Below are 26207 nucleotides of genomic sequence, written 5' to 3'. Positions count from 1 at the left end.
TTCCTAAGAGTTATTGTCATTTCGTTACCTTTCACCTATAACGTAAAAACGTTTTAACATTTGCTATGCAACTAAAAAAACCGGAAAGACTGAGTCTTCCGGTTAGGCAGATTAATTATAGTAAGCTGTACAATCGGATATCAGGATATTTATCGCCGAACCAACGTAGTGCAAAGTCGTTTTCGAAAAGGAAAACTAAATTGTCATAGCGGTCTTTTACGAGCATTGATCGTTGCCCTGCCATAGACTCTTTTACATCGCTTTCGTTTTCAATCCAGCGTGCAACTTTATTGCCGATATGCTCCATATGAACATCTACGTTATATTCGTTTTTCATCCGATGCTCGAAAACTTCGAATTGAAGTTGACCAACGGCACCCAATAGAACCTCTTCGGTATGCAATGTTTTGTAATATTGGATTGCACCCTCCTGGACGAGTTGAAGAATACCTTTATGGAAGTGCTTTGATTTCATGACGTTTTTCGCTGTAACCCTAACGAATAGTTCGGGCGTGAACTGCGGCAAAGACTCAAATTGGAAATTAGACTTCCCTCCGACAACAGTGTCGCCAATTTGATAGTTCCCCGTATCGTACAAGCCTATTATATCGCCTGCAACTGCTTCGTTTACCGTTTCGCGGTCATCCGCCAAAAATTGTGTCGTCTGCGATAACTTAATTGTTTTGGAAATCCGCGGTACAGTGACCGACATTCCTCTTTCAAATCCGCCCGACACGATCCTGACAAAAGCAATCCGGTCACGGTGGGCAGGATTCATATTTGCTTGGATTTTAAAAATAAAACCTGAAAACTCGTCTGAATTCGGATCGATAAGCTGATCGTCTTTCGTCTTTCTCGGTTGGGGCGATGGCGCAAACTGTAGGAATGTCTCTAAAAATGTTTGCACACCGAAATTTGTCAAGGCGCTGCCGAAAAATACCGGTGTCAATTCTCCTTTGGCTACTCTTTCCACGTCAAATTCATTGCCAGCTTCATTTAAAAGCATGACGTCTTCAAGCGCTTGCTGATAATACGAAGTATCCGTCATCGGATGTTCAACTGCCAGCTCTCCTTCTTCATTCAACGGAAGGAAATGGCTGTCCCCTTCGACACGCGCTTGTTCGATTCGGTTGTTGTATCGGTCATAGACACCAATGAATTCTTTACCCATACCGATCGGGTAATTCATTGCATACGATTCGATTTCTAGTACTTCTTCCAATTCTTCCATCAATTCAAGCGGCTCTTTCCCCTGACGGTCCATTTTGTTCATGAACGTAAAAATCGGGATGCCTCTCATCCGGCATACTTTGAAAAGTTTAATCGTTTGAGGTTCGATACCTTTTGCTGAATCGACCATCATGACCGCGGCATCAACTGCCATGAGCGTACGGTATGTGTCTTCACTGAAGTCTTCATGGCCTGGTGTGTCCAAAATATTGACGCGCTTGCCGTCATAGTCGAATTGCAACACTGAGGAAGTTACTGAGATTCCACGTTGTTTTTCGATTTCCATCCAGTCGGATGTTGCGTATTTGCCTGTCTTTTTCCCTTTTACTGTCCCTGCATCACGGATAGCGCCGCCAAAGTATAGCAGTTTTTCCGTCATTGTCGTTTTTCCGGCGTCAGGGTGAGAAATGATCGCAAACGTGCGACGTGATGCGATCTCTTCATGTATTGGTTTTTGCATTTTGTCAGAGCTCCTTCTTTTCCACTTTTTTAAGCATAGACAGATTGCAAATCATTTTCAACATTTTTTTCTCCATTACGGTAAGTCTTTTACGAAAAGGAAAAGAGCTGTCCAAATTGACAGCTCTTCATCCTCTATTATTTTTCAATATAACCTCTTCCAAACTTCTTCTCCGCTTCGTCCAGCGCGATGTCGGCGTCGGAGTGGGGTAGTTTTTCTCTACCGATAATTTGATAATCTTCGTGGCCTTTTCCGGCAAAGATGATAATATCCCCTGCATCCGCAACAGATACAGCGTGGCGGACGGCTTCCTCGCGATCACCGATGCACGCGTACTTGTCATGTTGCATGCCCGCAGCTAGCTCCGACAAAATCGTCTCATACGGTTCATCACGTGGATCGTCCGTCGTCAAAACGACATAATCGGCGACTGACGCCTTCTCCGCCATGATCGGACGTTTAATACGATCCCTATTGCCCCCTGTCCCAATGACAAAGATCAATTTGCTCTCGGCATCTTTATAAGGCAGAACCGCTTGGATCGCCTTCTCAATCGCGTCAGGTGAATGAGCGTAATCGACATAGATTGTCAATGGCAACTCCGTTTCAACTTTCTCCATTCTGCCTTTTGCAGCAGGGATGACTGCAAGTCCCTCTAGAATTATTTCCATATCTAGTCCCTTTGCGTATAGCGCCGCAATGACTGCGAGCGCATTATATACATTGAATTCGCCTATGAGCGCCATTTTGACTTCGAAGCTTCCAGCGGGTGAATCTAGGTAAAATGAAGTGCTATTCACTGTTAGCTTCACGTCCGTCGCGCGGAAATCCGCGTGGTTGTGAACTCCGTACGTAAATACCGGGAATGAAGTCATCTCCTTCATCCGCTCTCCCCACGAGTCGTCGGCATTGACAATGCCAAATTTCGACTGTTCCAGATCTTGTCCAAGCTGGGCGAATAAAAGTCCTTTTGCATGACCGTAATTCTCCATCGTTCCGTGGAAGTCCAAATGGTCATGTGATAAGTTCGTAAAAATCGCGATATTAAATTCAGTCCCAGCTAATCTTCCTTCGACCAGCCCGTGTGATGACACTTCCATTGTCATTGTCGAGCATCCGGCATCGGCCGCTTGCTTGATCATTTGCTGGGTCGTCAGAACATCAGCGGTCGTGTTTTCAGTTTCAAATAAAACACCGTCTAAATTGAAGCCAATCGTCCCTGTCACTGCAGATTTTTCGCCTGCATGACGTAAAACCGAATGGAGCATATTGCTGACGCTCGTTTTTCCGTTTGTCCCTGTCACACCAATCATTGTCATCCTTTTTGAAGGGTAGTTCAGAAAACGTGGTGCTAGCAAAGAGACCGCTCTTGACGTATCTTCCACATAGACGACCGACACCTTGTCCAAATCGACTTCGACAGAACTTGAAGCTACAATCACCCTCGCTCCGTTGTCAATCGCTTTAGAAACGTAAGCATGTCCGTCTACGGTAAATCCTTTTATACAGACAAACACTCCTCCGGCATTGACAGAGCGTGAATCGACTGCTATGTCCGTGACTGTGTCAGGTAAAATCCCGTCCACCTTCTTAATTGGCAATCTTGAAAATAAATAACAGGTCTCCATTAATAAATCTCCTTCTTTGTCTAACTTTGGGCGCTAGCGCCTTCTGCTTTTCTTAGTCCATCATTTCTGATGTTACATAAGCATGCAATAATTGTGCGGTCGCTTTCAAGGAATCGACATGAGTCCTTTCCAATGCATGGGACGATTCAATCCCAGGACCAAACAGCGCATGTCGTACATCGAAGCCCGCACGAATTGCTGCGGATGCATCCGATCCATAATAAGGATAGATGTCTAGCTTGAACGGGATGCTTCCCTTTTCACAAAGGGCAGTCAAATGCCTCGTCAAAGCATAGTGGTAAGGTCCACTTGAATCCTTCGCACAAATAGACACGGTATATTCATCTGAAGATTGTCCATCACCGATTGCACCCATATCGACAGCAATATACTCAACTGTTTCGTTCGGAATGTTAGAATTCCCTCCATAACCGATCTCTTCATTATTAGAGATGTAGAAATGAGTTGTATGCGGCAGTTCAGTTCCGTTTTCCTTCAATGAACGAATTAATTCCAATAGAAGTGCAGTGCTCGCTTTGTCATCGAGATGTCTTGATTTGATAAAACCGGTCGATGTCAATTCGAACCGCGGATCAAATGAAACAAAATCACCGACTTCAATGCCAAGCGCTCTTGTTTCCGCTGCATTCGTCACCTTTTCATCGATTCGCACTTCGATATTATCAGCATTCCGCTCTGCACTTCCCGAATTGCGGTAAACATGGACAGTTGTCTGGTGCATCAAAATCGTTCCGCGAACTTCTTTCCCAGAAGCCGTATGTATATGGCAATACTCACCTTCCACCGCATTCCAGTTAAATCCGCCAATCATCGCCAGTTTCAGTCTTCCGTTACTTTTAATCTCTTTTACCATCGCTCCGAGCGTATCCGTATGTGCGGTCAACAGACGATGTCGCGAATCATCTTTCCCAGTTAGAGTAGCTATAACTGCCCCTTTATTCGACTGTTTAAAAGGAACCCCAATCTCCCCCAGTTCTTCCATAATGACTTGCATTACTTTTGTAGTGAAACCTGATGGACTCGGTGTTTCCACTAACCTTTTCAACAATTCAGTTGTCCTCGTCTCGTTAAATTGTTGCATCATAAATTCCCCCTGTTTGTTTATCTGAAATTTCTGTTTCCGAAATAAAACAAATGATGTATGATACTTATATTACTACTACTTTCCGAGGTGTATCAATGGAAAACGGTCAACCCATTCAAATGAAAAATAAATATCTCATTATTTCATTCAGTTTTATCGTTTTCGTTCAACTTATTGCTTCTCCCTTTTTCGAAGAGTCGACATATATATTGCCAATCACAGCCGGTGTTATTTACAATTTCAGTCTTTTTGGCCTAATTTACTTCGATAAACTCAATCAAAAGATCATAAGCTGGCTAATTATATTGGGAAGCAATATATATATTCTCGCCTTACTGTTCGTCAATGCAGACTTTCCTTATCTTTTCTTTTTATTTTTCCCTATCATCATGTCACTCATCTTCAGCGACAAATACTTGCATGTAACAATGCTATTGCTAACGACTGTCGAATTGACCGTCTTATTGCAAGTGTTAGGTCCATACTTCCACCCAATGAGTAGTGCAAAAATGGTTATCCATTTCAGCTTCTTATTTTCAATTGTCTTATTGCTCCTATTTTTTTTCGTAGTAAAAATCGGCCCACAGTTGAAAAAGCTTCACTTTGAAAAAGAAGTGATGAGTGCAACTCTATCATCAAAAGATGGCTATTTAGACTCGTTTTTTGAGCATGCTCAGGATGCGATAGCGGTGTTTAGTCTCGATCAAAAATTGCTTGCTGTCAATCCTGCGTTCGAAGAAATGTACGGATGGAAAAAGGAGGAGTGTATCGGAAAACACATAAAATTGACACCTCCCTCCGAATGTAAAGGTATTGCCGAACGAAAAAAACTTTTATTGCAAGGAAGAAGCTTTAAAAACATCCGTACAAAAGAGATGCGTAAAAATGGAACTATATTTGATGCAGAAACGACCATTGCGCCGATTTTTGATAAAGAGAAGAATATTATTGCACTTTCCGTCATCGTCCGTGACATAACAGAAAAGCTCCAAGCAGAGCGGTTAAAAATTGAAGCGGTTAGACTGAATGCTATCGGGGAAATCGCCGCGACTGTCGCACATGAAGTGAGAAACCCGATGACATCGGTGAACGGATTTGTGCAATTAATGAATGAAGACCCAGAAAATCCGTACCGCGCCTACACAGAAATTATGGAAAGTGAAATCGAGCGGATCAATTTAATTGCGAGTGAATTTTTAATTTTGTCGAAGCCGAATATTAAACAGCGGAAAGAAATAGACGTTGAAAATAAAATTATTGAAGTCATCGACCTTTTTGAAGAGGAACTGAAAATGCGACAAATTAATTGTTCGCTCTATTTAGCAGAGTATCCGACCACTGTTTTCGGGAACGAAGAAAGCTTGAAACAAGTATTCATCAACCTAATGAAAAATGCTATAGATGCTGTGAATGATGGAGGAAACATCACATTTTACAATTCGATTATTAATAATATGATTTCCATTACATTGGTTGACAACGGTCAAGGGATGAATGAGGAGACGTTCAAACAGTTGTTCATACCATTCTTCTCCACAAAGGATGGAGCTACTGGACTGGGGCTCGTCATCACGAAAAAAATCATTCTAGATCATGGCGGCAATATCGAATTTAACGGCTTTCGAAAAAACGGCACTGAATTAACCGTCACTTTTCCGATTCATTCATTGAATAAAAGTACAAATCTTCTAACTGCAGCTGAATAATATTTTACATTAAGAGGCGAAGGAATATGCAGTCTGCATCCTTCGCCTCTTAATCTTTTTATTTCATTAGGGATTTCACAAGTTTGAGTTTATTGCCGTATGGTGGATATCCGAGGCGGATTGGCAACTTTGTGCTCTTTTTCAAAATTGATTTTGAATGGGTGAACAAATCAAAGCTTGCCTTTCCATGATAAGCATTCATGCCGGATGCACCAACTCCGCCAAAAGGCAAGTGAATATTCCCGACGTGTGAAACTGTATCATTAATGCATCCACCGCCGAATGATAGATGTTCCAAGAAATAATCCTGCGCTTGATTGTTTTCGGAGAATAGATACGCAGCAAGCGGTTTCGGCATTTGTCTAATACGTTGGATTGCATCTCCTAAATTCTGATACTTCAATATTGGAAGAACCGGACCAAAAATTTCTTCCTCCATCGCAGGTCCGTCCCATGAAACACCATGTAATATCGTCGGACTAATATATAGATCATCTCGGTCCGATTTTCCGCCGAAAACGATATGCTTTTTTTCTTTATCAATCATTTTAGCGAGTCGATCAAAGTGCTTCATATTCACGATCCTGCCGTAATCAACACTTTTAGCACTGTTCTTACCGTAAAAATTATGGATGCAGTCGATAATTTCCGTAAGAAGTTTTTTCATTACTGATTCATGAACGAGTACAAAGTCAGGAGCAACGCAAGTTTGTCCATTATTCACGAATTTGCCCCACACAATTCGTTCCGCGGCTCTTTTAAGATTCGCAGTCTGATCAACTATGACAGGACTTTTCCCACCAAGTTCCAATGTGACCGGCGTCAGTCGTTCTGCAGCTGCCTTCATAACAATCTTACCGACAGCTGCACTTCCTGTGAAAAATATATAATCGAATGGTGCATGGATCAGCGCAGTTGTTTCTTCGATTCCACCTTCAACGACTTGTATATAATCTTGCGGGAAAATTTCTGTGATGATGTCTTTTATGATTTTCGCGGTATGTACAGTCGCTTCAGACGGTTTGACAATTGCACAGTTTCCCGCCGCAATAGCGCCGACTAAAGGGTCCATAATTAACTGAAATGGATAATTGAAAGGTCCTATGATCAGTACAGAACCATATGGCTCTCGAATGATAAAGCTTTTTGCAGGTTGCAGATGTGCAGGCGTTTTTACTTGTTCCGGCTCCATCCACTCTTCTAAATGCTTCATCATGAATGAAATGCTCGATAATACAAAGCCCACTTCTGTCACGTAAGATTCAAATTGACTTTTTCCTAAATCCTTCTGTAACGCTTCATATATTTCTTCTTCTTTGTGACTGATTGCCTTCTTTAAGCGTTCTAGCATGTCCATACGGAATTCAACATTTTTCGTCGCTCCGGTATTATAAAAATTCCGCTGAAAAGTGATCATTGAATCGATTTTTCGAGTTATCTCCATTGGAATCCTACTCCTTCATCAAACTTAATTGTCAATATAGCAAAAGGACCGATTTTCATTTCCGACAAATTCCGACCAATTACGCAGTTTGGGGAAACATGCGCCAACATATACTATGTTTACATGATACATGATTTTATTACTGGTATATGATCGTTTCTGCTAATAATAACAATGCAAAACGGCTTATGAAACAGGTCAGCAAGCAATAGGTCTAACGATTCTTTTTCAATAGTGTGCGTTTTAGTCTCTCTCATTCACGGGTAAAGACATATCACATAACCACAAACTAATTATGAATGAAATGGAGGAAATGAACATGACAACGACAGAAACTTGGTGGGAAACAATTTTTGAAGGGAATCTTTCATTAGGTCTCAACAAGGAGCGCATCACGGACCTGGACAATGAAACTTTCCTCTACTTTGACAGCGAACATGAAATGGAACAAGGTCCCCACCAAACTCATACACATTAATTGACCAAGCTTCCCTTATGACAGGGAAGCTTTTTTGTTATTCTATGCTCCGCCATAAATACAACGCGGCATAACTTAAATTGGGAGACCAGATCGGAAAATTCGCTCGCATTTCGTCAACAGTCGGTTTGCGATCAAGATTCCATAGTCGCTTTAAGGCATTCTGAAGCCCAATATCCGCCAATGGAAATAAATTTGGCCGTCCAAGACCGAACATGAGGAAGTTTTGTGCAGTCCATGGACCGACTCCACGATGGACCACCATTTGCCGCGTCACTTCTTCATCGTCCAACTTTGAAAACTTTTCGAGATCCAACTTGCCATCTACAATCGCCTTCGACAATCCGATAACATACTCCGCTTTCCTTCCGCTAAATTGAAGCTTCCGTAAATCGTCCACTTCAAGTGCGGCAATCGATTCCGGATCCGGATATCTCCATACACCGTCTTGCTGTGAGCCGAAAGATTGCACAAAGCGCATAGTCAGCACGTGAGAGAACGCCAAGTTCAGCTGTTGGTGGATAATGATTTTCATTAGCGTACCATATAGTGAAAAGCTTTGGATGAGCGGAGTACCAGCATGATCTTTAAAAAGTTGTTCCAAATCGGTTCCCTCAAAATGGTTAGCGATCGCATCCAACGGGCGGTCAAAATGAAAAATGGTTTTTATCTTATTGACTTGTTTTTCGTCAACTGCATTCTTCAGTGTAAAGTTAGGAGCAGCTGTTGTTCCGATGCCACTGAGAGTGACGATATTCCCTTCTTCCATCGGAATGCGGATTTCTCGTTTTTCCAAATCGACTGCATTCACTGGATCCCCCGCTAATCGTTCTAGTGCCCTTTCAAAGTCATATATGAACGGAACTGTAAATTGTCTATCCATGATTATCACCTCTTCACTTTCCATCTTACCTTTTTCCATGGATAGAAAAAACTTTTAGAAATAGTGTTGACTTCTATGAAAAACTAGCTATAATAATAAATGTGCAGTAAGCAAGCAACACATATCTCCCGATTCCGTAGCTCAGCTGGGAGAGCGCTACCTTGACAGGGTAGAGGTCGCTGGTTCGAGCCCAGTCGGAATCATTGGGTGCCAAACCCTTGGAAGTATCGTCGGAACAACGATATTTCTCCGAAACAGATCTATTAGGCCGGATGCCTAGGGTCTGTTTTTTTGTTTTTAAAATTATGGCCATTTTTCACGTTTTTAGGGATGTAGACTTATTTGCATTCTTACACTTCATATACGGTAAAACTACCTTCATCATCAAACCCTGTAATTTCGATAACCCGATCGGTGAACTGTTCCACAGTATTTCTATTGCATCCTATTACGAGGGAGAGGACATTGAAAGCTTTCTCACGTTTTTTCTCATTGAAAGACTTTAAGAATGAATTCGTTAGACAGTCTTCTCCATCTGTTACAAAGACCACATCTGCCTGTTTAAAGCGACTTTCGGATATGACGTGTAACGCTTCCTCAAGCGCTAGTGAAAAATTCGTACCTCCACCTAGAAAGGTCCGTGCAAGCCTAGTTATTTCAGGAACCCTAATTTTCCCTTTTATATACTTGTGAGTTTGAACACGCGAAGAGAATAACACTAAGCAGAGATCCCTTCTCTGCTTCCTGGCAATCGACATAAGAGCTAATGTAAATCCTTTCGATTGGGTGTCAAGGCTGCTCATACTGTCCGACTGATCGAGACAAAGTACAATCGGACCCTTCTTCAATACTTCAAGCCCTCTCTGTTCAAATTGCATAGTGTAGTTTTCTGCAAAACGGCGAAGAAAATCCAGTTTCGTTAACGGATGGGTATAAAAGCTATATTCCACCGGAAGCAAGTTTTCAATGTCGCTTCCAACTGAAATACCTTTTCTTTCTATAGATTTGCTCTGTTTTGACTTTTGTTTGAATCGAGCAATCCGTTTGAATCGACCCGCCCAATCTGCAATTTCTATCATTTTCTTGTCGGATGCAAGTTTCTCCGCCAGTGAAATCTTATCGCGCAATGATACTTTTCTTAAATCCGCTTCCACATTTCCAGCAGTTATACCACCCAACAAAGATTTTAAGTTTTCATTCACCTGCTTAGACTCTTGTCGCGCTTGTGCCATCGCTTGTAAAAGATTTTCTCTATTACTTTGTACCGTTTGCTTTAATACTGCACTTAATTCATTAATTGTTTCCGTTTGCCTTTTTCGATCATTTTCTTGGAATAGAGACTTAGGAACTTGCCTTATTTGCAATTGAAAATGCCACAGCTGTTCTTGGAGTTCCACATCCCCCTCTACTTTCCGAACTAACCATTGGTTTATTTTCTCACCAAATACAATTGTGCTAATGGCGGATGACAAATCATGCAATCGGGTAAAGTTCCTAAAGTATAAGTAATATTCATCAGCCATAATAACTTCCATAATCAACTTATTAACTGAAAGAAAACCTTCAACATCCTTTGCTTTTATCAATGGTTTCATTTTAAATAAGGAAGCCCAAATATCACCTAGCAAAGGTTCAAACGTAGGCAATATAGATACATCTCTAAGCTTTTGGAGGCTTTGTGAGATTTCAAGAATCTCTATAAAACGCCTTCTATCGAAAGTATCCGTATTCAATACTGAACTGTTCTCATCGTAGGCCTTAATCCCCCTCACCAAAACACCCCCTTCACATTTTCCCCATTAAAATACATCGGCTCTAAAATTGAGTTCAGAATTTCTTGCTGCATCGATTTTACTTTGGAATGCAATACATTGATTTCCGATTCCCTTTCTCTATGACTCTTTTTCAACTCATTCAATTCGAGATCTAAAGCGTTTATTTTTTGATTTGCCTCCATTTTTGCCTCCACCGAATTATCCTGCAATATCATGTTAATAATTTCTATCGCTTCAGTTTGTATAGAATCGAGTTTCTGAATAACAGTGTCCTGTGCATGTCTACGAACAATGAATGATACTGTGTCTCTTTGTTCAACCCTCTCCCAAAGGACATGTTCAAGTATTATAATGTCGTCCACCAACACGACTTCTCTTTTTCGAATCAACGCTCTCGCCTGGAGTAAGCTCAGTGACTGCTGAAATCGCCGATCTGACGGTTGAATCCCTTCATCTCTCAACTCTTTGCGTATTTTTAAAATAGCCGTGTATACTTCATCTTGAATAACCACTCTTTCTGTTAGAAACTGAAGTCGTGTCAATTCCTCCATAGTCACGGTTGGCAATTGCATATGTCGTCCTGCATTTTTCATCATGAAAATAAAATTCGTATCTTCAACTATATACTCAATTTCAAACCTAAGTAAAAAACGATCGAATAATGCATCGAGCCCCTCTCCTTCTTCCGGGAATTCATTTGAAGCTCCGATTACTGACATTAAAGGGACTTGAATAGGCATTCCGTCATTATAAAAAACCCTTTCATTAATAATCGTTAATAAACTGTTTAAAATGGCGCTGTTCGCTTTAAAAATTTCATCTAGAAACGCTATATCGGCTTCCGGCATTTTTGTTTCTGTGTTCCGCTTGTATACACCTCGTTCCAAATCCTTCAACGATAAAGGGCCGAATAACTCCTCTGGCGTACTAAACCTCGTGAGCAGCCACTGAAAATATTTTGTACCTTGTATAATTTTCGCAAGCGCTGTCACTAATGCAGATTTCGCCGTACCCGAAGGACCAATGATGAGTATATGCTGTCGAGCTAATACCGCTATTAGAATTGCTTCAATCTCAGCTTCCCTCTCATAGAACCTGTTATTTAATGCATTTATGATTTCATCTAATTTTGATAGGTCATTCTCCATTCATCTCGACTCCATTCACATACTAGTAGGCTTTCAACAAGCTTTTCCATCTCTCCCCTGTGCTATTCTGGAATTTTTATTTAGAATCCTGCAATCATAACTCTCTCTTGCTCCTCTCAACTTCGATCCTAGCTAGTGGTCAATTTAAAATCGTTCGCATAGGCTAGTATGTATGTTAAAAAAACTTGTGTAAGGATGGATGAATGGATAGCAAGTCATCAAGAAACCGACAGCCAATAGGTCAAAATCCAAAGCAAGATCAATTGGATCAATTCCGTGTGCAAAACACCGGAAAACAAATGACGACAAACGAAGGCAGAGTGATTCCGAACGACGAACAGACCTTGAAAGCAGGTGTGCGCGGTCCTTCCCTTCATGAGGATTATTGGTTTTTAGAGAAAATGTCCCACTTCAACCACGAAGAGATCCCTGAGAGAGTCGTCCATGCAAGAGGTTATGGAGCATACGGGGAGTTTGAATGCTACCAATCTATGTCCAATTTCACGAGAGCGGGATTCTTACAGGAACCCGGCAAAAAGACTCCTTTGATATGCCGTTTTTCCACCGTACAAGGGCCGAAAGGATCTTATGATACGGCAAGGGATTTGCGTTGCTTGGGAGTCAAACTCTATACCGAAGAGGGCAACTACGATCTAACGACAATCGCCATGCCTGTTCTCATCATTCAAGATCCGATGAAGTTTCCGGATTCGATGCACGCCTACCAAAACAAGCAGGATGACGGAATACCGACTGCCAGCGGAGCACACGATAGATTCTGGGATTTTGTTGCAAACAACCCGGAATCCATTCATATGGTGACGTGGATCATGTCTGATCGAGGCATTATAAGAAGTTATCGGATGATGGAATCGTGGTCAATCAACACCTATTTATTCATTAATGATGAAGGGGTTGCAACCTTTGTCCGGTTTGTTTGGAAACCCGTCCTTGGAGTACACTCCCTGCTTCAGGAAGAGGCGTTCAAAATAGGCGGACTCGACCCAGACTTCCATCGGAGAGATTTACGGGAAGCAATTGACCGTGGAGCGTTTCCCGAATATGAGCTAGGTGTCCAACTCATTCCAATGGAAGATGAATTCAAATACGATTTTGATGTTCTGGATCCTGCTAAGTTCTGGCCGGAAGAGCTTATCCCTGTCCAGTTTATCGGCAAGATGACATTGAACCGAAACATAGATAATTACTTTGCTGAATTGGAGCAAGTGGCATTCAACCCCGCGAATGTTGTTCCAGGGATTGGTTTCTCGAATGATCCTGTCTTGCAAGGAAGATTACTTGCTTATAGAGATACACAGCAATACAGACTTGGCAGCGCCAATTATGATCAATTGCCGGTCAACCGTCCACTCTGCCCGTTCCACAACAATACACGAAGAGGCGTAATGAGGATGCGGATTGATGTGGACCAAGTGAACTATCATAATAATTCACTCGCCAATAATGCCCCCTTTACGGCGCCACCTGAGCAAGAGATCTTTATTCATTACCCCCAAAAAGTTGATGGGCACATCATTCGCGGACGAAGCCCTTCATTCAATGATTTCTTCTCGCAGCCAAGAATCTTTTGGAATAGCTTGACGCCTATAGAGAAACAACATACCATTGACGGATTCAGTTATCAGCTCGGGAAAGTCAAAAGTGAATCGGTACGCCAGCAAAACGTCGATCTATTAGTCAATGTGGATAAGGAACTTGCCAATATTATTGCAGACAATATAGGTGTTAATCGCCCAAGTGGCACAAATGTGCCCGTGTCAACAAGTTACCCATCTCTTAGCCAAGCAAGCACACCTAAGTATGCATATACTCAAAAAGTTGGTGTCTTAATAGGAAATGACTTTAATAGCAATGAAGTAATTAATGCACTTAAAGTATTGGAAGATGCAGGGGTATTTGTCGTCATCGTAAGTGAAACATTAGGTTCAGTCACAGGCAACGATGGCACGAAGTTAAAAGTTGACCAAACATTTCTCACCTCTAGCCCTTACCTACTTGACTCTCTCTACATTGTCGGCGGAAGTCACAAGAACCAGGCAAAATTCAATTATGAAATATCTGAGTTTATACAAGTAGCGTATAAGTTCTATAAACCGATTGGTGTGGCCACCAGCGGACAATCATTGCTGAATGTCTCAGATGATAATAATTTAGCAGGTGTAGTTTTCGCCGCTAACAATCCAAATTTCGGAAATGATTTTGTTACAGCTATTGCCCAGCAGCGTTTTTGGGATAGAACATAGTATAGATGTATGTATGATTCTTACCAGAAAAATCACCTCTCACAAGAAAGAGAGGTGTTTTTTTGTTTGGTCATTCAGAAAATCGCATTTTTTATCGATGATTACTATCTTCAAGCTTTAAATAAATTCGCGAATTCTATCTTTTAAAAATAATCTACGAAAAAAAGTTTGACAACTTTGTGAACAAGGTAAATAATATAGAAAAGGGGTGTTGGTAATGGAAACCAAATTAAAAATTTTGAATGCAGTTAAAGTTGTCGGCATCACAGTACTCGCCATTGGAATCTCTATTTTCTTATATGGATTTTTTGTAAGCGATTACAGTGCAATTACAGGTATCGGGATTGGAACTGTGATGGGAGCCATCTTCATCTTCCTAATGGGTGTCTTTTTTGTTGCAACAGAAGAGATGCATGAGAAAGCGGATAAAGGAATACGTGTTATTCAATAACATAGAAAAGGAGCACCCAAAGGGGCGCTCCTTTTTTTCATTTCATCACATATCCCAAACCAAAATCAATAATGTACCGAAAATCGTGACGAGGGCAATTGCAATTCCGTAATAGATATTTGCGTAGATTGCCACTTTGTCTTCCGACTCACCAGCATGCATAAAGCCGACAAGCTGAACAGCCGCTTGTATGAATGCTGTTGCCAAAAGAATCGTCATCCCTACCGCAAATGACAAATCCAAGAAATAGACAGTCAATGCAGCTGCAGTCAGAACTAATGAAAAGACAAATCCCATCACTTGTTTACGCGGGAATAATTCACTCATTTTACATCATTCCTTTCAAATAGATGAAGCTGAAGATGAAGATCCAGACTACATCTAAGAAATGCCAGTAAAGCGAGAAGATGAATGATTTATTAGCCGTTCCAGGCGTTATACCACGTTTTTTCACTTGCATAATAATGAACAGTCCCCAGAAGAAACCGACTGTCACGTGGGCACCGTGCGTACCTAACGTCGTCAATAGAATGCCAGTGAAGGCACTCACCTGAAGGCCGGCTCCAACGTGGACATAATGAGTAAACTCATAAATTTCCACTCCCAAGAATGCTAGACCGAGAAGCAATGTGATGGCAAAGAATGTCATCATTGCATTTTTTCTACCGATTCGCATTGCATGAACGCCAAGACCAATTGTAAAGCTACTTGTCAATAGCAAAATCGTTTCAATGAGCACCGGCGTGAGTTCGAAAATCTCTGCCCCTGCAGGTCCGCTCCCCGTCCGATTTTCCAATGTGAAATAAGTTGCAAAAAGCGTTGCAAATAGCATCACTTCGGCCCCGAGGAAAATCCAGAAGCCTAGTATGTTCAACTTATTCTGTTCTGTGCCATATTCGAGTGGAAGCGAGTTATCGATTTTCATTTGCTAACACCTCGCTATTATTTTCTGTTGCTTCAATTTCTTTAACGGAAATGTAATGGCCGTCGTCTTTTTCAAATGATCGATGGGCCATGAATGCAAAGATGGCAATCGTCGTAATGATCGCAGGGATCCACATGCTAAATATGAATGAGAAGCCCCAGACGAAGAAAATACAACTCATGATAAACGGCATTCCGCTGTTATTCGGCATATGAATCTTTTCGATTTCACCTTTAAATATCGATTTCCCTTGTTTCTTATGATCCCAAAACGCTTCAATGGAATCGACATGCGGTACACGCGCAAAGTTATAAGATTGAACTGGAGTCTGTGTCGCCCATTCAAGCGTACGTGCATTCCATGGATCAGAACCAATATTGCGGGATGAATGGCGTGTGCTGTAATAAACGTTATAGACGATTAACGCAAAGCCGATCGCAAGGCCAACTGCCCCAACGAATGACAGCATGTTCAACGGACCAAAACCAGTCGCTTCTGAGTAAGAGTACATCCGACGCGCTTGCCCATCCAAACCTGTGAAGAACATAGGGAAGAATGTGACGTTGAAGCTGATTGCGATAAACCAAAAAGCCCATTTACCGATTTTTTCATTCAACATGAAACCGAACATTTTTGGCCACCAATACGTAAGACCGGCAAGCATTGCAAATACAACACCTGGAATGATCGTGTAATGGAAGTGAGCGACTAAGAACATCGTATTATGATATTGATAATCGGCACTCGCCATACCGAGCATAACCCCGGTTACCCCACCGATAGTGAAGATCGGGATGAATCCTACTGAATACAGCATTGGAACTGTAAATCTAATTTTCCCTTTCCGCATCGTCAATAGCCAGTTGAAGATTTTAATTCCAGTTGGGATTGCAATCGCCATTGTCGTAATAGAGAAGATACTATTCGTTAAAGGTCCTTGCCCCATCGTGAAGAAATGGTGCGTCCAAACTAAGAAAGAGAAGAATGAAATGATCACAATTGAAGCGACCATCGATTTATAACCGTATAAGTTTCGTTGTGAAAACGTTGAAATGATTTCACTGTAAATACCGAATGCCGGTAGGATCAAGATATACACTTCCGGATGACCCCAAACCCAGAACAGGTTGGCCCAAAGCATATCCATACCGCCATTAGTCATCGAGAAAATATGAGCGCCGAATAGACGGTCCATTGTTCCTAACAATAATGTAACTGTGAGGACTGGGAATGCGAATACTACAATCGCATTTGTAATGAGCGCTGTCCAAGTGAACATTGGCATTTTCATCAATTTCATACCAGGCGCTCTCATTTTAAAGATTGTTGTAATGAAGTTAATCCCTGAAATCAATGTACCAATACCGGCAATTTGAATCGACATCAAGTAATAATTCGTACCGACAGATTGGCTGAAATCATTTCCTGCGAGCGGGAAGTATGAAGTCCAACCTGCGTCAGGCGAACCGCCGATAACGAATGAAATATTAAATAACATTGCACCCATAAAGAACAACCAGAAGCTGAGCGCATTCAGGCGAGGAAACGCTACATCGCGCGCCCCGATTTGTAGTGGTACAACAAAGTTCATTAATGCATAAATAAACGGCATAGCCATGAAGATAATCATTACAACCCCATGGGTCGTAAACACTTCATTATAATGTTGGGCATCCAACAATTTATTATCAGGTACAGCAGTTTGTGCCCGCATCATTAAAGCATCAACCCCGCCGCGGAATAGCATGAGCAAAGCGGCGATGAGATACATAATACCGATACGTTTATGGTCGACAGTCGTCAACCATTCGCGCCATAAGTAACCCCATTTTTTAAAATATGTTAAGCCTACGAGAATCGCAATTACGGTAAGACCAATGGCAACCATAGATGCGTAAATTGCAGGACTTGGGTGAGGTATGGCAAATCGATCAAAGTAATCCATACTTGTTGTACTCCTTTCGGAAATTTATTTCGAGACATTTGTAGTTTTAATAGAAAATCTCAAGCGCTATTAATGTTGATCCGAATGATCCATTTCCATGTTGGCATGGTCGTCTTCGGAATGATGTTCATGCTCCTCTGTGTCGCTAGATCCATGATTGTGGCCTTCAGGCGGCGGCAAGAATTTCAAGTGCGTTCCACTGAATGTCATTTGCCCAAGATGACCTGGTTCCAACAACTCCGTAAATTTCTCTTCTGTTAAAGGCTCGGCAGTCGATTTCACTTCTTCCACCCATTTATCAAATTCCTCTGCGGGCATCGCCTCTACATGGAAGATGTTTTCTGCAAAGCCTTTTCCGCTGAAGTTCGCATTTCTTCCCATATATTCACCAGGTACTTCAGCTGCCAAATGTAAAGTAGTGATCATATCCGACATCGCATATTTTTGTCCTCCGAGCTGCGGAATCCAGAAACTTGTAATTGGGCCATATGAATAAAGTCTAAATTCCAATGCCCGGTCTGTCGGGATATACAAGTAGTTCACTGTTTCAATATTTTCTTCCGGATAACTGAAATGCCATTTCCAGTCAGAGGAAGAAGCGTACACGACCAATGGTTTTTGGTCTTCATATCCTTTCGGCGTCGCCTCTACTTCATAATTCGATTTGACAGTTACGATAGAGAGGAAAATGATAATGATAACCGGAATTCCGACAATGATGGATTCAACAATCGGGTTCCCCTCGATATGCGGTGGTTCATAATCCTCGCTTTGTTTTGAAGCTCGGTATTTAAATACGACATATATCATTAAAGCAAAGACAGCAATTACAACGATTGCCATCGTTGCAATCGAAATCCAAATGACATTGGCAGTCGTTTCAGCTTGGGGCCCTTTCGGATCCAGCACCATTACTGGTTCACAGCCAGCCAACACTGCTAGAATACCGAAAACCAAACTTAATAACGTCCATTTCCTTTTCATGAAAGTACCCCTTTCCTTTGTTCTATTAGTAATAGAAACAGCAAGTGAAATTATTATATTTAGCAGTTCCTCGAACTAGAGATTTATCTTAATATAATATAATGCCAAAAACAATTATCAGATGCACAGTTCACAAAAACTTCATCCAAAATGGAATGAGTTCGTCACAAATCGTTCATTAAACGGCGATATATCTGACACATTTTATCCGCTCATTTAACAATTTTTAATTTAAAAATAAAGAAACTTATATTTATTTTCCAGAACACATTTTAGGTTATGAAACGAAGAAGTTATTCATTTTATATTAATCTGAATACTACTTTTCAACTTTTTATAAGACTAGTTTTTAAAGGGGTTGAACGTTATTCAACATTCTTTACCAACCTAAAATATTTCACAAAAAAAGGAAGAATACGTACCTAGTTCAGGTACACATTCTTCCTTTGTTTATACAATTTTTGTTGTCAGTTTGAAATGTGATCAATAAACACTTCATAATTATCTTCACGACAAGGCGATAGTCAACCTAATCATGATCATTGACTACCTGATGTTTGTCCAATGCATTTCAATCCTGCTTCATATAATGTACTAATATTGACAAGGGAGGTGTGAATTATGAGTGCAGGTGGATATGGTGGAAGTTCAAGCTTCGCGTTAATCGTCGTTCTGTTCATTCTATTAATCATCGTAGGTGCATCTGTCTTTTATGGCGGAGGTTTCGGTGGTTACTAAGTTAATGACGACCCTAAATATACGTCCTCTTTAGGTAACTTTAATTGTTATTCTAAGGAGCTGCGTTGCATTCAAGTCTATTCTCACCTCAAACCCTTCAAGCAACATATAGGATATGCAAACACCTTAACAAGTTTCTTCCTTCAATTAATAGAACACTTACAGACCATTGGCAGAATGCCTTGGTCTGCTTTTTCATTTTCTCAGCGATAAAAAAGCGAGATAGAGTTACCCATCGCATAGGTTCTCGCTTATGAACTATCGCATAGAGAAGAATAAAATATAATGATATACATTTATTGGACAGAACAAATAGAGAAGGAGATTTAGTATGATGTCATTTAGAAATAATAGAGGGCTTCGTTTTTGTCTATTTCCCGGATATAACTGGTGTGGCCCTGGCTGCAACGGGCCAGGTGGTCCAGTGAATGCAGTCGATGCTGCATGCAAAGCACATGATATTTGTTATCGCCAGTTTGGCAATCGCTGTTATTGCGACCGTGAATTCCTTCAACGTCTACTACCTTATATAAATGAAGACTCCCCAATGGGTAGACACGCGAGGATTTTCTACAACTATATACGATTTCAAACAACCTTCACTTGTGGCAGGTTCTAATTGTGACTTGCACATTGTCCCGGTGCCTGTGCAAGAAACAGTTATGACAATTCAATTGAATGTATAAAGTTTTTCACTATATTAGAATCAAAATACTATTGAAAGTAACTATCCAAGAACCCTTTATACAAACGTAGACAATCGTAGTAAATTAACTGAATCGTTCGTTGCACAGGCACCTACAATATTCTAAAATTCATCTCCCGGTGTTGTTAAATTGCTCAATTCTCCGACCGATTTCATCTCGTACCCGTTGAAAGAAAGCCCATTTCTCCTCGTCTGTCCCTGTTGCTTTTGCAGGATCATCGAAGCCCCAGTGATCACGTTTTATATGAGATGGTGTTACTGGGCATTTATCCGCAGCATCTCCGCATAGTGTAACAATAAAATCAGCTTTATTTATAATACGCATATCAATAAGTTCTGATTTTTGATTGGAGATATCAATTCCCACTTCGTTCATTGCTTTTATTGCGTTGGGGTTTACTCCATGTGCTTCAATTCCAGCACTTTTGACTTGCCACTCTATACCGAGTATCTTTTTCCCCCATCCTTCAGCCATCTGGCTACGGCATGAGTTACCGGTACAGAGGAAATAAATTATTTTTTTCTCCAAGTTACTCACTCCACTTTTTCTCTAATTAGATAATCAATAACCATACGTACAATCCAACTAGTGTGATGAAAAGCGTTGGGACTGTCAAAATGATTCCGACTTTAAAGTACGTTCCCCAACCAATTTTTACACCTTTTTGCGAAAGGACATGCAACCATAGAAGTGTTGCGAGTGAACCGATCGGTGTAATTTTAGGGCCAAGATCGGACCCGATGACGTTTGCATAGATGAGTGCCTCACGGATCGGTCCCGTTGTGTTCGTTTCCGCTATCGCAAGTGCGTCAATCATAACAGTCGGCAAATTGTTCATCACTGATGACAATATTGCGGCAATGAACCCCATTGAAACTGTTGCAGCAAAAAGACCATGGTCAGCTGCCAATTGAATAATACTTGCCAAGACACTCGTCAATCCGGCGTTTTTCAATCCATAGACGACGACGTACATTCCAATTGAAAAGAAGACGATCGCCCAAGGTGCACCTTTCAACACCTGTTTCGTTTGAACAGCCGGGCTCTTTTTTGCCATGACTAAAAAGAAGATGGCTACGATTCCAGCGATAAAAGATACTGGGAGCCCGATGAATTCGCTTGAGAAATACCCAATAAGCAATATGCCCAGCACTCCCCAAGAAAGCCGGAACATCCTGCCATCTTTGATTGCTTCTTTCGGTCGTTTTAATTCTGACACTTCATAATGTCCAGGAATGCTCTTTCGGAAAAATAAAAATAAGACTAGAATGCTCGCGATTAATGAAAATAAGTTCGGAACAATCATCCGTGAGGCGTATTCCGCGAAACCAATTCCAAAATAGTCGGCGGAAACAATATTGACTAAGTTGCTTACAACTAATGGCAACGATGTCGTATCTGCGATAAAACCACTTGCGATGATAAATGGAAAAATCATTTTCTCGCTGAACTTCAAATTTCGAACCATTGCCAATACAATCGGAGTCAGTATCAATGCAGCACCATCATTTGCAAATAAAGCCGACACAATCGCACCAAGAAGGCTGACATAAACGAACATTCGAAGCCCGCTCCCTTTAGCCAAACGGGCCATATGTAATGCAGACCATTCGAAAAATCCAATTTCATCCAGAATTAAAGAGATGATAATAATTGCTACAAATGCCAGTGTCGCATTCCAAACAATGCCCGTGACATCGAGCACATCCGTTAAATCAACGACACCGAATAACAAAGCAATGACTGCACCTGCACATGCCGACCACCCGATTGATAGGTTTCTAGGCTGCCAAATAACAAAAATAAGTGTAATGATAAATATTATTGACGCGGTTATGGCTGAATACAAATTTTAAGTCCTCCCTATTCGTAGTACATCCGACATCATATTATTTAATAGCCATCTGTACAATAGCAAATAAAATGAACCGGCCAACTCCTCTTCGGATAGCCGGTTCTCTCATCATTGGATTGGTACTAAAATTTCAACGACTTCTTCTTCAGCTCCCTCTTCAAGATAGAAAACCTCCATTGGAAATGATTTATCATACCATTTTTGTTTATAACCGTTCTCACCCATCCACGCAAATAATTTGGAATACCCTTGATCGATCGTCTTATTGGAGCAGCTGATTTTTGCATAATCCATCAGCGGAAGTGTAAATCCAATCATCCCTTCAGGTATTTCTGTAAGCTCCTCGACTTCCACACACGCGAAATAAGTAGCGACGATATCATTGCACATATACGGACTGATTAAGACTTGTTTATTTTTACAATTTACGACTTCGTCGATCCGCTTTTCAAAATCCATTTGAACTTTCATGGCAGCATTCGGGAACGACTGTGGAAAATTTGCTGTTATGCTTTGTCCAATCAATGCATATTCCCTTTTTACTACTTCACATACAAACGTAGCAACCGTTTTTACTTCCATCCCACTCTCTCCTTTGTAACTATTTCCTTATATAATTCTCTATTTGTTTTTGAAACTCCTTCCTTTATAGTAATATACAGGAGGTGTTATTGTGGAAATTTATTCGATACATGATAGAGAAGAGTTGTTCGAAGAGGCGGTACAAGCATTTTGGAAACAATGGGGCAACGAATCGAACTATCGGTTTTACAAGGATTGTATGAAACATTCATCTGTGACTGGCGATGAGGTTCCTTCTTTTTATATTGCCGTTGCAGATTCTAATATTATTGGTACATATGCGATTTTACGAAATGACCTCGTAAGCAGGCAGGACCTTTCCCCATGGCTTGCTTGTCTATACGTAGATCCTAAATATCGCGGACAAGCAATTGGATCACAGTTACTTGATCATGCAGTTGCCGAGGCGAAACGGAAAGGATTTAAGAAGCTATATTTGACGACAGACCATGTCGGATATTATGAGAAATATGGCTGGTCAAAGATCGATACGTGCTTTGATATTTTCGGGAATCCGTCCTCGGTCTATGAAAAATCATCCATATAAAAACTCCAGTGCTAGTCGCACTGGAGCATTTTTCATTTACAAATACGTGTCCAAAAATTCTCGAATCGCTCGATATCCTTTAATTTGGTTTTCACGTTTCGTGAAGCCATGACCTTCGTCGTCAAAAATGATGTACTCAACCGGAACACCATTCTCTTTCACTTTTTCAACAATATCATCCGACTCAACTTGCAACACTCGCGGATCATTGGCACCTTGCAAGACGATGAGCGGCTTATTAATTTTTTCCGCATGAAAAAGCGGTGAAATGCTACGGATATAATCAGTCTGTGTATACGGGTCACCGATTTTCTTGTACAACAATTCACGCATAGCTTCCCACCATGGTGGTATGCTTTTCAACGTTCGCTCCCAGTTGGATACTCCGAATATATTCACCCCAACTTCAAACGAACCAGGTTGGAATGCAAGAGCAGCAAGCGCCATATAACCGCCATAACTTCCACCAATAATTCCGATACGATTTTCGTCAATCAACCCTGTCTCAGTTAAAAACTTTTTGCCTTCAATACAATCAGCCAAGTCAATTTCACCGTGCTTCAAATCGGCTGCCTTGAAAAATGTTTTCCCGTATCCAGAGCTTCCGCGGTTATTCACTGCGAGCACTGCGTAACCATGATTCACTAAATACTGGATCATCGGATTGAAATCGACCGTCGACTGGCCTCCCGGACCACCGTGTACCCAAATAAGTGCAGGTGCTTTTTCACCTTTTTCTAAGTGTGGCTCGTAATAAATTGCCGGAATCTCAAGACCATCAAACGACGGATAATGAATAACCCTTGCATCCACTAAGTCATTCTCATCAATCTCGGGATTAAGTGTGTCAGTTAAGCAGCTTAATTCATTAGACTCAAAGTCATATACATACGAATTCGCAGGAGCTGTTGACCGGTTTACTAAAAACGCAATATACCGCTCACTCTTGGAAATGGATAATCCACTAATTTGTCCTTCTGGAAAATCTGCTATTTCAACATACTCTCCTGTTTCCGAATCAATTACTTTCACTTCGATTTTCCCGTCATTATTCACATAATAGTAAAGGTATTTATGATTTGGAGAAAACCGGGCAGTTAAAACATCCCAGTTTTCTTTCGCAACGATCTCTTTGTTTCCTGTTGATAAACAAAGCCGCTTCACATATAAAAACTCATGATCTTCATCTGTTAAATAATATAAATGAGTAGAATCCAAATCAAATGCTACTGGTTGATATTGAACATCTCCAACATGGTTAGATATATGTTTGACACCATCTTCTTTCGTGTATATAAACATATCCGAATCATTCGATGTCCGTGGCTTGTGGAGTGCAATGTATTTTTTATCATCGGAAATCGCCGAGACATAATAACCATCTTCATTTTTAAATAATATAGTCGGCTCCAATGTGTTGATATTCATTTCATACAAATCCATGAAACGCGGATCCCGATTGTTAGATTCATAGAAAAAGTATTTCTCATCCCGGCTCCAACGGTGAAATTCCGCTTTTTCTTCTTTACCAGGAGTAAGATCGATGCTCTTTCCATCTTCCGTTTGCATATACAAATGTGTTATCTCGTTCCCTCCTTGATCACTTCTGTACAGAAACTTGCGACCATCCGGGAAATAGCCTACAGGAATCTTCCAATTGTCAGCAGAGTCTGTCAGTTGCTCGATATTGCTTCCTTTCAGAGCAACCGCATACGTATTATAGACACCGGAACGATCGCTGCCAATTAAAATTTTTTCATCGTCAGGCGATATCGATACCCCAATTAGACTCTCGCAATTGATAAATTGTTCGATGGAGTACTTTTTCTTTACACTAATCATTTATTAGCCCCTTTTCCCTTTTTATACTACACCCCACAAATATTTTAAACTATTTTGACTACTAAAACAAATTGTCCCCAAAAGAAAAAGCATTCTCCACTATGAAGAAATGCTTTTCAAGGTTTGTATTAAATAAACGATGCAATGAAGATAACGATGATCGCTAAAGGGGCGATAAAGCGGACGAGAAACTTCCAAGCATGATTCAATCTACTATTCATTCGCAGCTCATCATCTGTTTCAGCAGTAGATAACACATGTCCGGCGAAAATGGAAATAAGCAGCGCCCCTATTGGAAGTCCGAACCGGCTCGTGAGGATATCTGCAAAATCAAAAAAAGTTCCTCCGGGCAGCTTCACATCTGATAATACACCAAATGATAAAGCACTTGGAATTCCGACGATGAAAATCAATACCCCAAATACCCATGCCGCCTTTCTTCTACGTTCCAGCTTCTTTTGAATTCCCGTCGAGACGACAATTTCCAACATCGAGATAGAAGATGTCAACGTCGCGAACAACATTAAAATAAAGAATAAAATCAAGAAGAATCCGCCAAATGGAATTTCATTGAAAATGGCAGGCAAGACGACAAAAATTAATCCTGGTCCTTCAGCTGGCGATTGCCCTAATGCAAATACCGCCGGAAAAATGACGATTCCCGCGAGTAGCGAGATGAAAATATTTAAGATCGATACATTGAAAGCGGATTGTCCAAGACGCTCCTCTTTCGGCAAATAAGATGCGTACGTCATCATCGCAGTGACCCCGACGCTTAACGAAAAGAATGCCTGTCCAAGTGCTAGCAATAATGTCTTTCCTGTCAAATACGACCAATCCGGCACAAATAGGAACCGGACTCCTTCCATTGCCCCGTCGAGCGTCAACGAACGTATCGCCAAGACGATGAAGAAAATGAATAGTAAAGGCATCATCCAGCGGCTCGCAAGCTCAATTCCGCCTCGGATCCCACTTTGCACGATCCAGATCGTCAAAATCATGAACACTGCTTGAGCAATGAGCACTTCTCCTGGATTCGCGATAATAGTATTAAATAGTCCTGCATAATCAGATACTTCAAGTCGGAAAAATAACGCCCTTGCTAGATAGGATAGAATCCATCCTCCAACGACGCTATAAAATGATAAAAGAATGAAGGAACTGAGCAATCCCATCCATCCAATCAAAAACCATGGTTTTCCGGGAGCCAATTTTTTCAAAGATGTGACGGCATCATGCTGTCCCCTTCTTCCGATTACAAATTCAGCTAACAGAATAGGCAATCCGATTGCCAATGTGCAAATGATGAATAGCAAGAAGAAAACACTACCGCCGTTTGTGCCAGCCATATATGGAAATTTCCAAATGGCACCAAGTCCGATTGCACTTCCGGCAGCAGCCAATACAAATCCAATTTTAGATGTCCATTGCTCACGTTGTTTCATATAATCACTCACTTTTCAAAATTTCTCCGATGAACATTGTATTAGTATAACGTAGAATGGATGGA

Annotated in this window: 23 protein-coding genes and 1 tRNA gene; 8 read left to right on the top strand and 16 right to left on the bottom strand. The window is 41.1% G+C overall.

Translation table 11 applies throughout. The features are described 5' to 3' along the window. Positions 1-115: 115 nt before the first annotated feature. The 3 genes from ACTHPA_RS14570 to ACTHPA_RS14560 all read right to left on the bottom strand — a co-directional run bounded on the left by ACTHPA_RS14570 (position 116) and on the right by ACTHPA_RS14560 (position 4423). A complete protein-coding gene (locus ACTHPA_RS14570) occupies positions 116-1690 on the bottom strand; it encodes a peptide chain release factor 3 (RefSeq protein WP_440501191.1) in 1575 nt (524 codons plus the stop codon). Positions 1691-1827: 137 nt separating this feature from the next. Next, positions 1828-3318, bottom strand: coding sequence for a UDP-N-acetylmuramoyl-L-alanyl-D-glutamate--2,6-diaminopimelate ligase (locus tag ACTHPA_RS14565; RefSeq protein WP_440501190.1), 1491 nt, complete (start codon positions 3316-3318; stop codon positions 1828-1830). Between the two features lie 52 nt (positions 3319-3370). Then, positions 3371-4423: a M42 family metallopeptidase gene (locus ACTHPA_RS14560; protein WP_440501189.1), complete on the bottom strand. Its 1053-nt coding sequence runs from the start codon at positions 4421-4423 to the stop codon at positions 3371-3373. A gap of 95 nt (positions 4424-4518) precedes the next feature. Here ACTHPA_RS14560 and ACTHPA_RS14555 point away from each other — a divergent pair, with 95 nt between their 5' ends. Continuing rightward, positions 4519-6129, top strand: coding sequence for a two-component system sensor histidine kinase NtrB (locus tag ACTHPA_RS14555; protein ID WP_440501187.1), 1611 nt, complete (start codon positions 4519-4521; stop codon positions 6127-6129). A gap of 58 nt (positions 6130-6187) precedes the next feature. On the opposite strand, the gene ACTHPA_RS14550 is transcribed toward ACTHPA_RS14555, so the two are convergent. Next, positions 6188-7573 (bottom strand): aldehyde dehydrogenase, encoded by a 1386-nt coding sequence (locus tag ACTHPA_RS14550; RefSeq protein WP_440501186.1) that lies wholly within the window; start codon positions 7571-7573, stop codon positions 6188-6190. Positions 7574-7892: 319 nt separating this feature from the next. Here ACTHPA_RS14550 and ACTHPA_RS14545 point away from each other — a divergent pair, with 319 nt between their 5' ends. Beyond that, positions 7893-8051, top strand: coding sequence for a hypothetical protein (locus tag ACTHPA_RS14545; protein ID WP_440501184.1), 159 nt, complete (start codon positions 7893-7895; stop codon positions 8049-8051). A 37-nt stretch (positions 8052-8088) separates the two neighbouring features. On the opposite strand, the gene ACTHPA_RS14540 is transcribed toward ACTHPA_RS14545, so the two are convergent. Beyond that, positions 8089-8934 carry a DNA-3-methyladenine glycosylase family protein gene (locus ACTHPA_RS14540; protein ID WP_440501183.1) on the bottom strand — a complete coding sequence of 282 codons (846 nt, stop codon included), beginning with the start codon at positions 8932-8934 and terminating at the stop codon, positions 8089-8091. A 130-nt stretch (positions 8935-9064) separates the two neighbouring features. Here ACTHPA_RS14540 and ACTHPA_RS14535 point away from each other — a divergent pair. Further along, a tRNA-Val gene (locus tag ACTHPA_RS14535) sits at positions 9065-9137 on the top strand. Positions 9138-9284: 147 nt separating this feature from the next. Here ACTHPA_RS14535 and ACTHPA_RS14530 read toward each other — a convergent pair. Together ACTHPA_RS14530 and ACTHPA_RS14525 are read right to left on the bottom strand one after the other, a co-directional pair. Beyond that, complete coding sequence (locus ACTHPA_RS14530; protein WP_440501181.1) at positions 9285-10667, bottom strand: VWA domain-containing protein; 1383 nt, start codon at positions 10665-10667, stop codon at positions 9285-9287. A 35-nt stretch (positions 10668-10702) separates the two neighbouring features. Continuing rightward, positions 10703-11857: an AAA family ATPase gene (locus ACTHPA_RS14525; protein ID WP_440501179.1), complete on the bottom strand. Its 1155-nt coding sequence runs from the start codon at positions 11855-11857 to the stop codon at positions 10703-10705. Between the two features lie 203 nt (positions 11858-12060). Between ACTHPA_RS14525 and ACTHPA_RS14520 the strand changes: the two genes are divergently transcribed. After that, positions 12061-14121, top strand: a complete 2061-nt coding sequence (locus ACTHPA_RS14520) for a catalase (RefSeq protein WP_440501178.1) — start codon at positions 12061-12063, stop codon at positions 14119-14121. Between the two features lie 217 nt (positions 14122-14338). Next, positions 14339-14572, top strand: a complete 234-nt coding sequence (locus ACTHPA_RS14515; RefSeq protein ID WP_440501177.1) for a hypothetical protein — start codon at positions 14339-14341, stop codon at positions 14570-14572. Positions 14573-14617: 45 nt separating this feature from the next. On the opposite strand, the gene qoxD is transcribed toward ACTHPA_RS14515, so the two are convergent. The 4 genes from qoxD to qoxA form a co-directional block, all read right to left on the bottom strand. Continuing rightward, positions 14618-14899: a cytochrome aa3 quinol oxidase subunit IV gene (gene qoxD, locus ACTHPA_RS14510; protein ID WP_252503785.1), complete on the bottom strand. Its 282-nt coding sequence runs from the start codon at positions 14897-14899 to the stop codon at positions 14618-14620. Position 14900: 1 nt separating this feature from the next. Then, positions 14901-15497, bottom strand: coding sequence for a cytochrome aa3 quinol oxidase subunit III (qoxC, locus tag ACTHPA_RS14505; protein ID WP_440501176.1), 597 nt, complete (start codon positions 15495-15497; stop codon positions 14901-14903). Further along, complete coding sequence (gene qoxB, locus ACTHPA_RS14500; protein ID WP_440501175.1) at positions 15484-17442, bottom strand: cytochrome aa3 quinol oxidase subunit I; 1959 nt, start codon at positions 17440-17442, stop codon at positions 15484-15486. Before qoxB ends, qoxC begins: the two co-directional genes overlap by 14 nt. Positions 17443-17511: 69 nt before the next feature. Further along, positions 17512-18426, bottom strand: a complete 915-nt coding sequence (gene qoxA / locus ACTHPA_RS14495) for a cytochrome aa3 quinol oxidase subunit II (RefSeq protein ID WP_440501174.1) — start codon at positions 18424-18426, stop codon at positions 17512-17514. 621 nt (positions 18427-19047) lie between these two features. Here qoxA and ACTHPA_RS14490 point away from each other — a divergent pair. Further along, on the top strand, positions 19048-19164 hold the full coding sequence (locus ACTHPA_RS14490) for a YjcZ family sporulation protein (RefSeq protein WP_440501173.1): 117 nt from the start codon (positions 19048-19050) through the stop codon (positions 19162-19164). Between the two features lie 331 nt (positions 19165-19495). After that, the gene (locus tag ACTHPA_RS14485; RefSeq protein ID WP_440501171.1) at positions 19496-19783 is read left to right on the top strand and encodes a phospholipase; all 288 of its coding nucleotides are present in this window, start codon (positions 19496-19498) and stop codon (positions 19781-19783) included. 196 nt (positions 19784-19979) lie between these two features. Here the strand turns inward: ACTHPA_RS14485 and arsC are convergent, their stop codons facing one another. The 3 genes from arsC to ACTHPA_RS14470 form a co-directional block, all read right to left on the bottom strand. After that, the gene (gene arsC, locus ACTHPA_RS14480) at positions 19980-20399 is read right to left on the bottom strand and encodes an arsenate reductase (thioredoxin) (protein ID WP_440501170.1); all 420 of its coding nucleotides are present in this window, start codon (positions 20397-20399) and stop codon (positions 19980-19982) included. A gap of 25 nt (positions 20400-20424) precedes the next feature. After that, complete coding sequence (locus ACTHPA_RS14475; RefSeq protein ID WP_440501168.1) at positions 20425-21720, bottom strand: arsenic transporter; 1296 nt, start codon at positions 21718-21720, stop codon at positions 20425-20427. Between the two features lie 114 nt (positions 21721-21834). Then, complete coding sequence (locus tag ACTHPA_RS14470) at positions 21835-22308, bottom strand: GyrI-like domain-containing protein (RefSeq protein WP_440501167.1); 474 nt, start codon at positions 22306-22308, stop codon at positions 21835-21837. Positions 22309-22399: 91 nt separating this feature from the next. Here ACTHPA_RS14470 and ACTHPA_RS14465 point away from each other — a divergent pair, with 91 nt between their 5' ends. Beyond that, positions 22400-22855 carry a GNAT family N-acetyltransferase gene (locus ACTHPA_RS14465; RefSeq protein ID WP_440501166.1) on the top strand — a complete coding sequence of 152 codons (456 nt, stop codon included), beginning with the start codon at positions 22400-22402 and terminating at the stop codon, positions 22853-22855. A gap of 36 nt (positions 22856-22891) precedes the next feature. On the opposite strand, the gene ACTHPA_RS14460 is transcribed toward ACTHPA_RS14465, so the two are convergent. After that, positions 22892-24697, bottom strand: a complete 1806-nt coding sequence (locus ACTHPA_RS14460) for a S9 family peptidase (protein ID WP_440501165.1) — start codon at positions 24695-24697, stop codon at positions 22892-22894. Positions 24698-24825: 128 nt separating this feature from the next. After that, entirely contained in the window at positions 24826-26142 is a 1317-nt protein-coding gene (locus ACTHPA_RS14455; protein WP_440501164.1) for a sodium-dependent transporter, read from the bottom strand. Positions 26143-26207 lie beyond the last annotated feature (65 nt).

The organism is Sporosarcina sp. SAFN-015 (assembly GCF_051966875.1).
In the GTDB taxonomy this organism is placed as follows: domain Bacteria; phylum Bacillota; class Bacilli; order Bacillales_A; family Planococcaceae; genus Sporosarcina.
This window is presented reverse-complemented; position numbering and strand designations above follow the sequence as displayed.

Bases quoted from the DNA above. Each gene is read 5' to 3' on its own strand.
- ACTHPA_RS14540 (WP_440501183.1), bottom strand. From the start codon at position 8,934: ATGGATAGACAATTTACAGTTCCGTTCATATATGACTTTGAAAGGGCA.
- ACTHPA_RS14555 (WP_440501187.1), top strand. From the start codon at position 4,519: ATGGAAAACGGTCAACCCATTCAAATGAAAAATAAATATCTCATTATT.
- ACTHPA_RS14455 (WP_440501164.1), bottom strand. From the start codon at position 26,142: ATGAAACAACGTGAGCAATGGACATCTAAAATTGGATTTGTATTGGCT.
- ACTHPA_RS14460 (WP_440501165.1), bottom strand. From the start codon at position 24,697: ATGATTAGTGTAAAGAAAAAGTACTCCATCGAACAATTTATCAATTGC.
- ACTHPA_RS14520 (WP_440501178.1), top strand. From the start codon at position 12,061: ATGGATAGCAAGTCATCAAGAAACCGACAGCCAATAGGTCAAAATCCA.
- ACTHPA_RS14515 (WP_440501177.1), top strand. From the start codon at position 14,339: ATGGAAACCAAATTAAAAATTTTGAATGCAGTTAAAGTTGTCGGCATC.
- qoxC (WP_440501176.1), bottom strand. From the start codon at position 15,497: ATGAAAATCGATAACTCGCTTCCACTCGAATATGGCACAGAACAGAAT.
- ACTHPA_RS14570 (WP_440501191.1), bottom strand. From the start codon at position 1,690: ATGCAAAAACCAATACATGAAGAGATCGCATCACGTCGCACGTTTGCG.
- ACTHPA_RS14550 (WP_440501186.1), bottom strand. From the start codon at position 7,573: ATGGAGATAACTCGAAAAATCGATTCAATGATCACTTTTCAGCGGAAT.
- qoxB (WP_440501175.1), bottom strand. From the start codon at position 17,442: ATGGATTACTTTGATCGATTTGCCATACCTCACCCAAGTCCTGCAATT.
- ACTHPA_RS14470 (WP_440501167.1), bottom strand. From the start codon at position 22,308: ATGGAAGTAAAAACGGTTGCTACGTTTGTATGTGAAGTAGTAAAAAGG.
- ACTHPA_RS14490 (WP_440501173.1), top strand. From the start codon at position 19,048: ATGAGTGCAGGTGGATATGGTGGAAGTTCAAGCTTCGCGTTAATCGTC.
- ACTHPA_RS14565 (WP_440501190.1), bottom strand. From the start codon at position 3,318: ATGGAGACCTGTTATTTATTTTCAAGATTGCCAATTAAGAAGGTGGAC.
- qoxA (WP_440501174.1), bottom strand. From the start codon at position 18,426: ATGAAAAGGAAATGGACGTTATTAAGTTTGGTTTTCGGTATTCTAGCA.
- qoxD (WP_252503785.1), bottom strand. From the start codon at position 14,899: ATGAGTGAATTATTCCCGCGTAAACAAGTGATGGGATTTGTCTTTTCA.
- ACTHPA_RS14485 (WP_440501171.1), top strand. From the start codon at position 19,496: ATGATGTCATTTAGAAATAATAGAGGGCTTCGTTTTTGTCTATTTCCC.
- ACTHPA_RS14560 (WP_440501189.1), bottom strand. From the start codon at position 4,423: ATGATGCAACAATTTAACGAGACGAGGACAACTGAATTGTTGAAAAGG.
- ACTHPA_RS14545 (WP_440501184.1), top strand. From the start codon at position 7,893: ATGACAACGACAGAAACTTGGTGGGAAACAATTTTTGAAGGGAATCTT.
- ACTHPA_RS14525 (WP_440501179.1), bottom strand. From the start codon at position 11,857: ATGGAGAATGACCTATCAAAATTAGATGAAATCATAAATGCATTAAAT.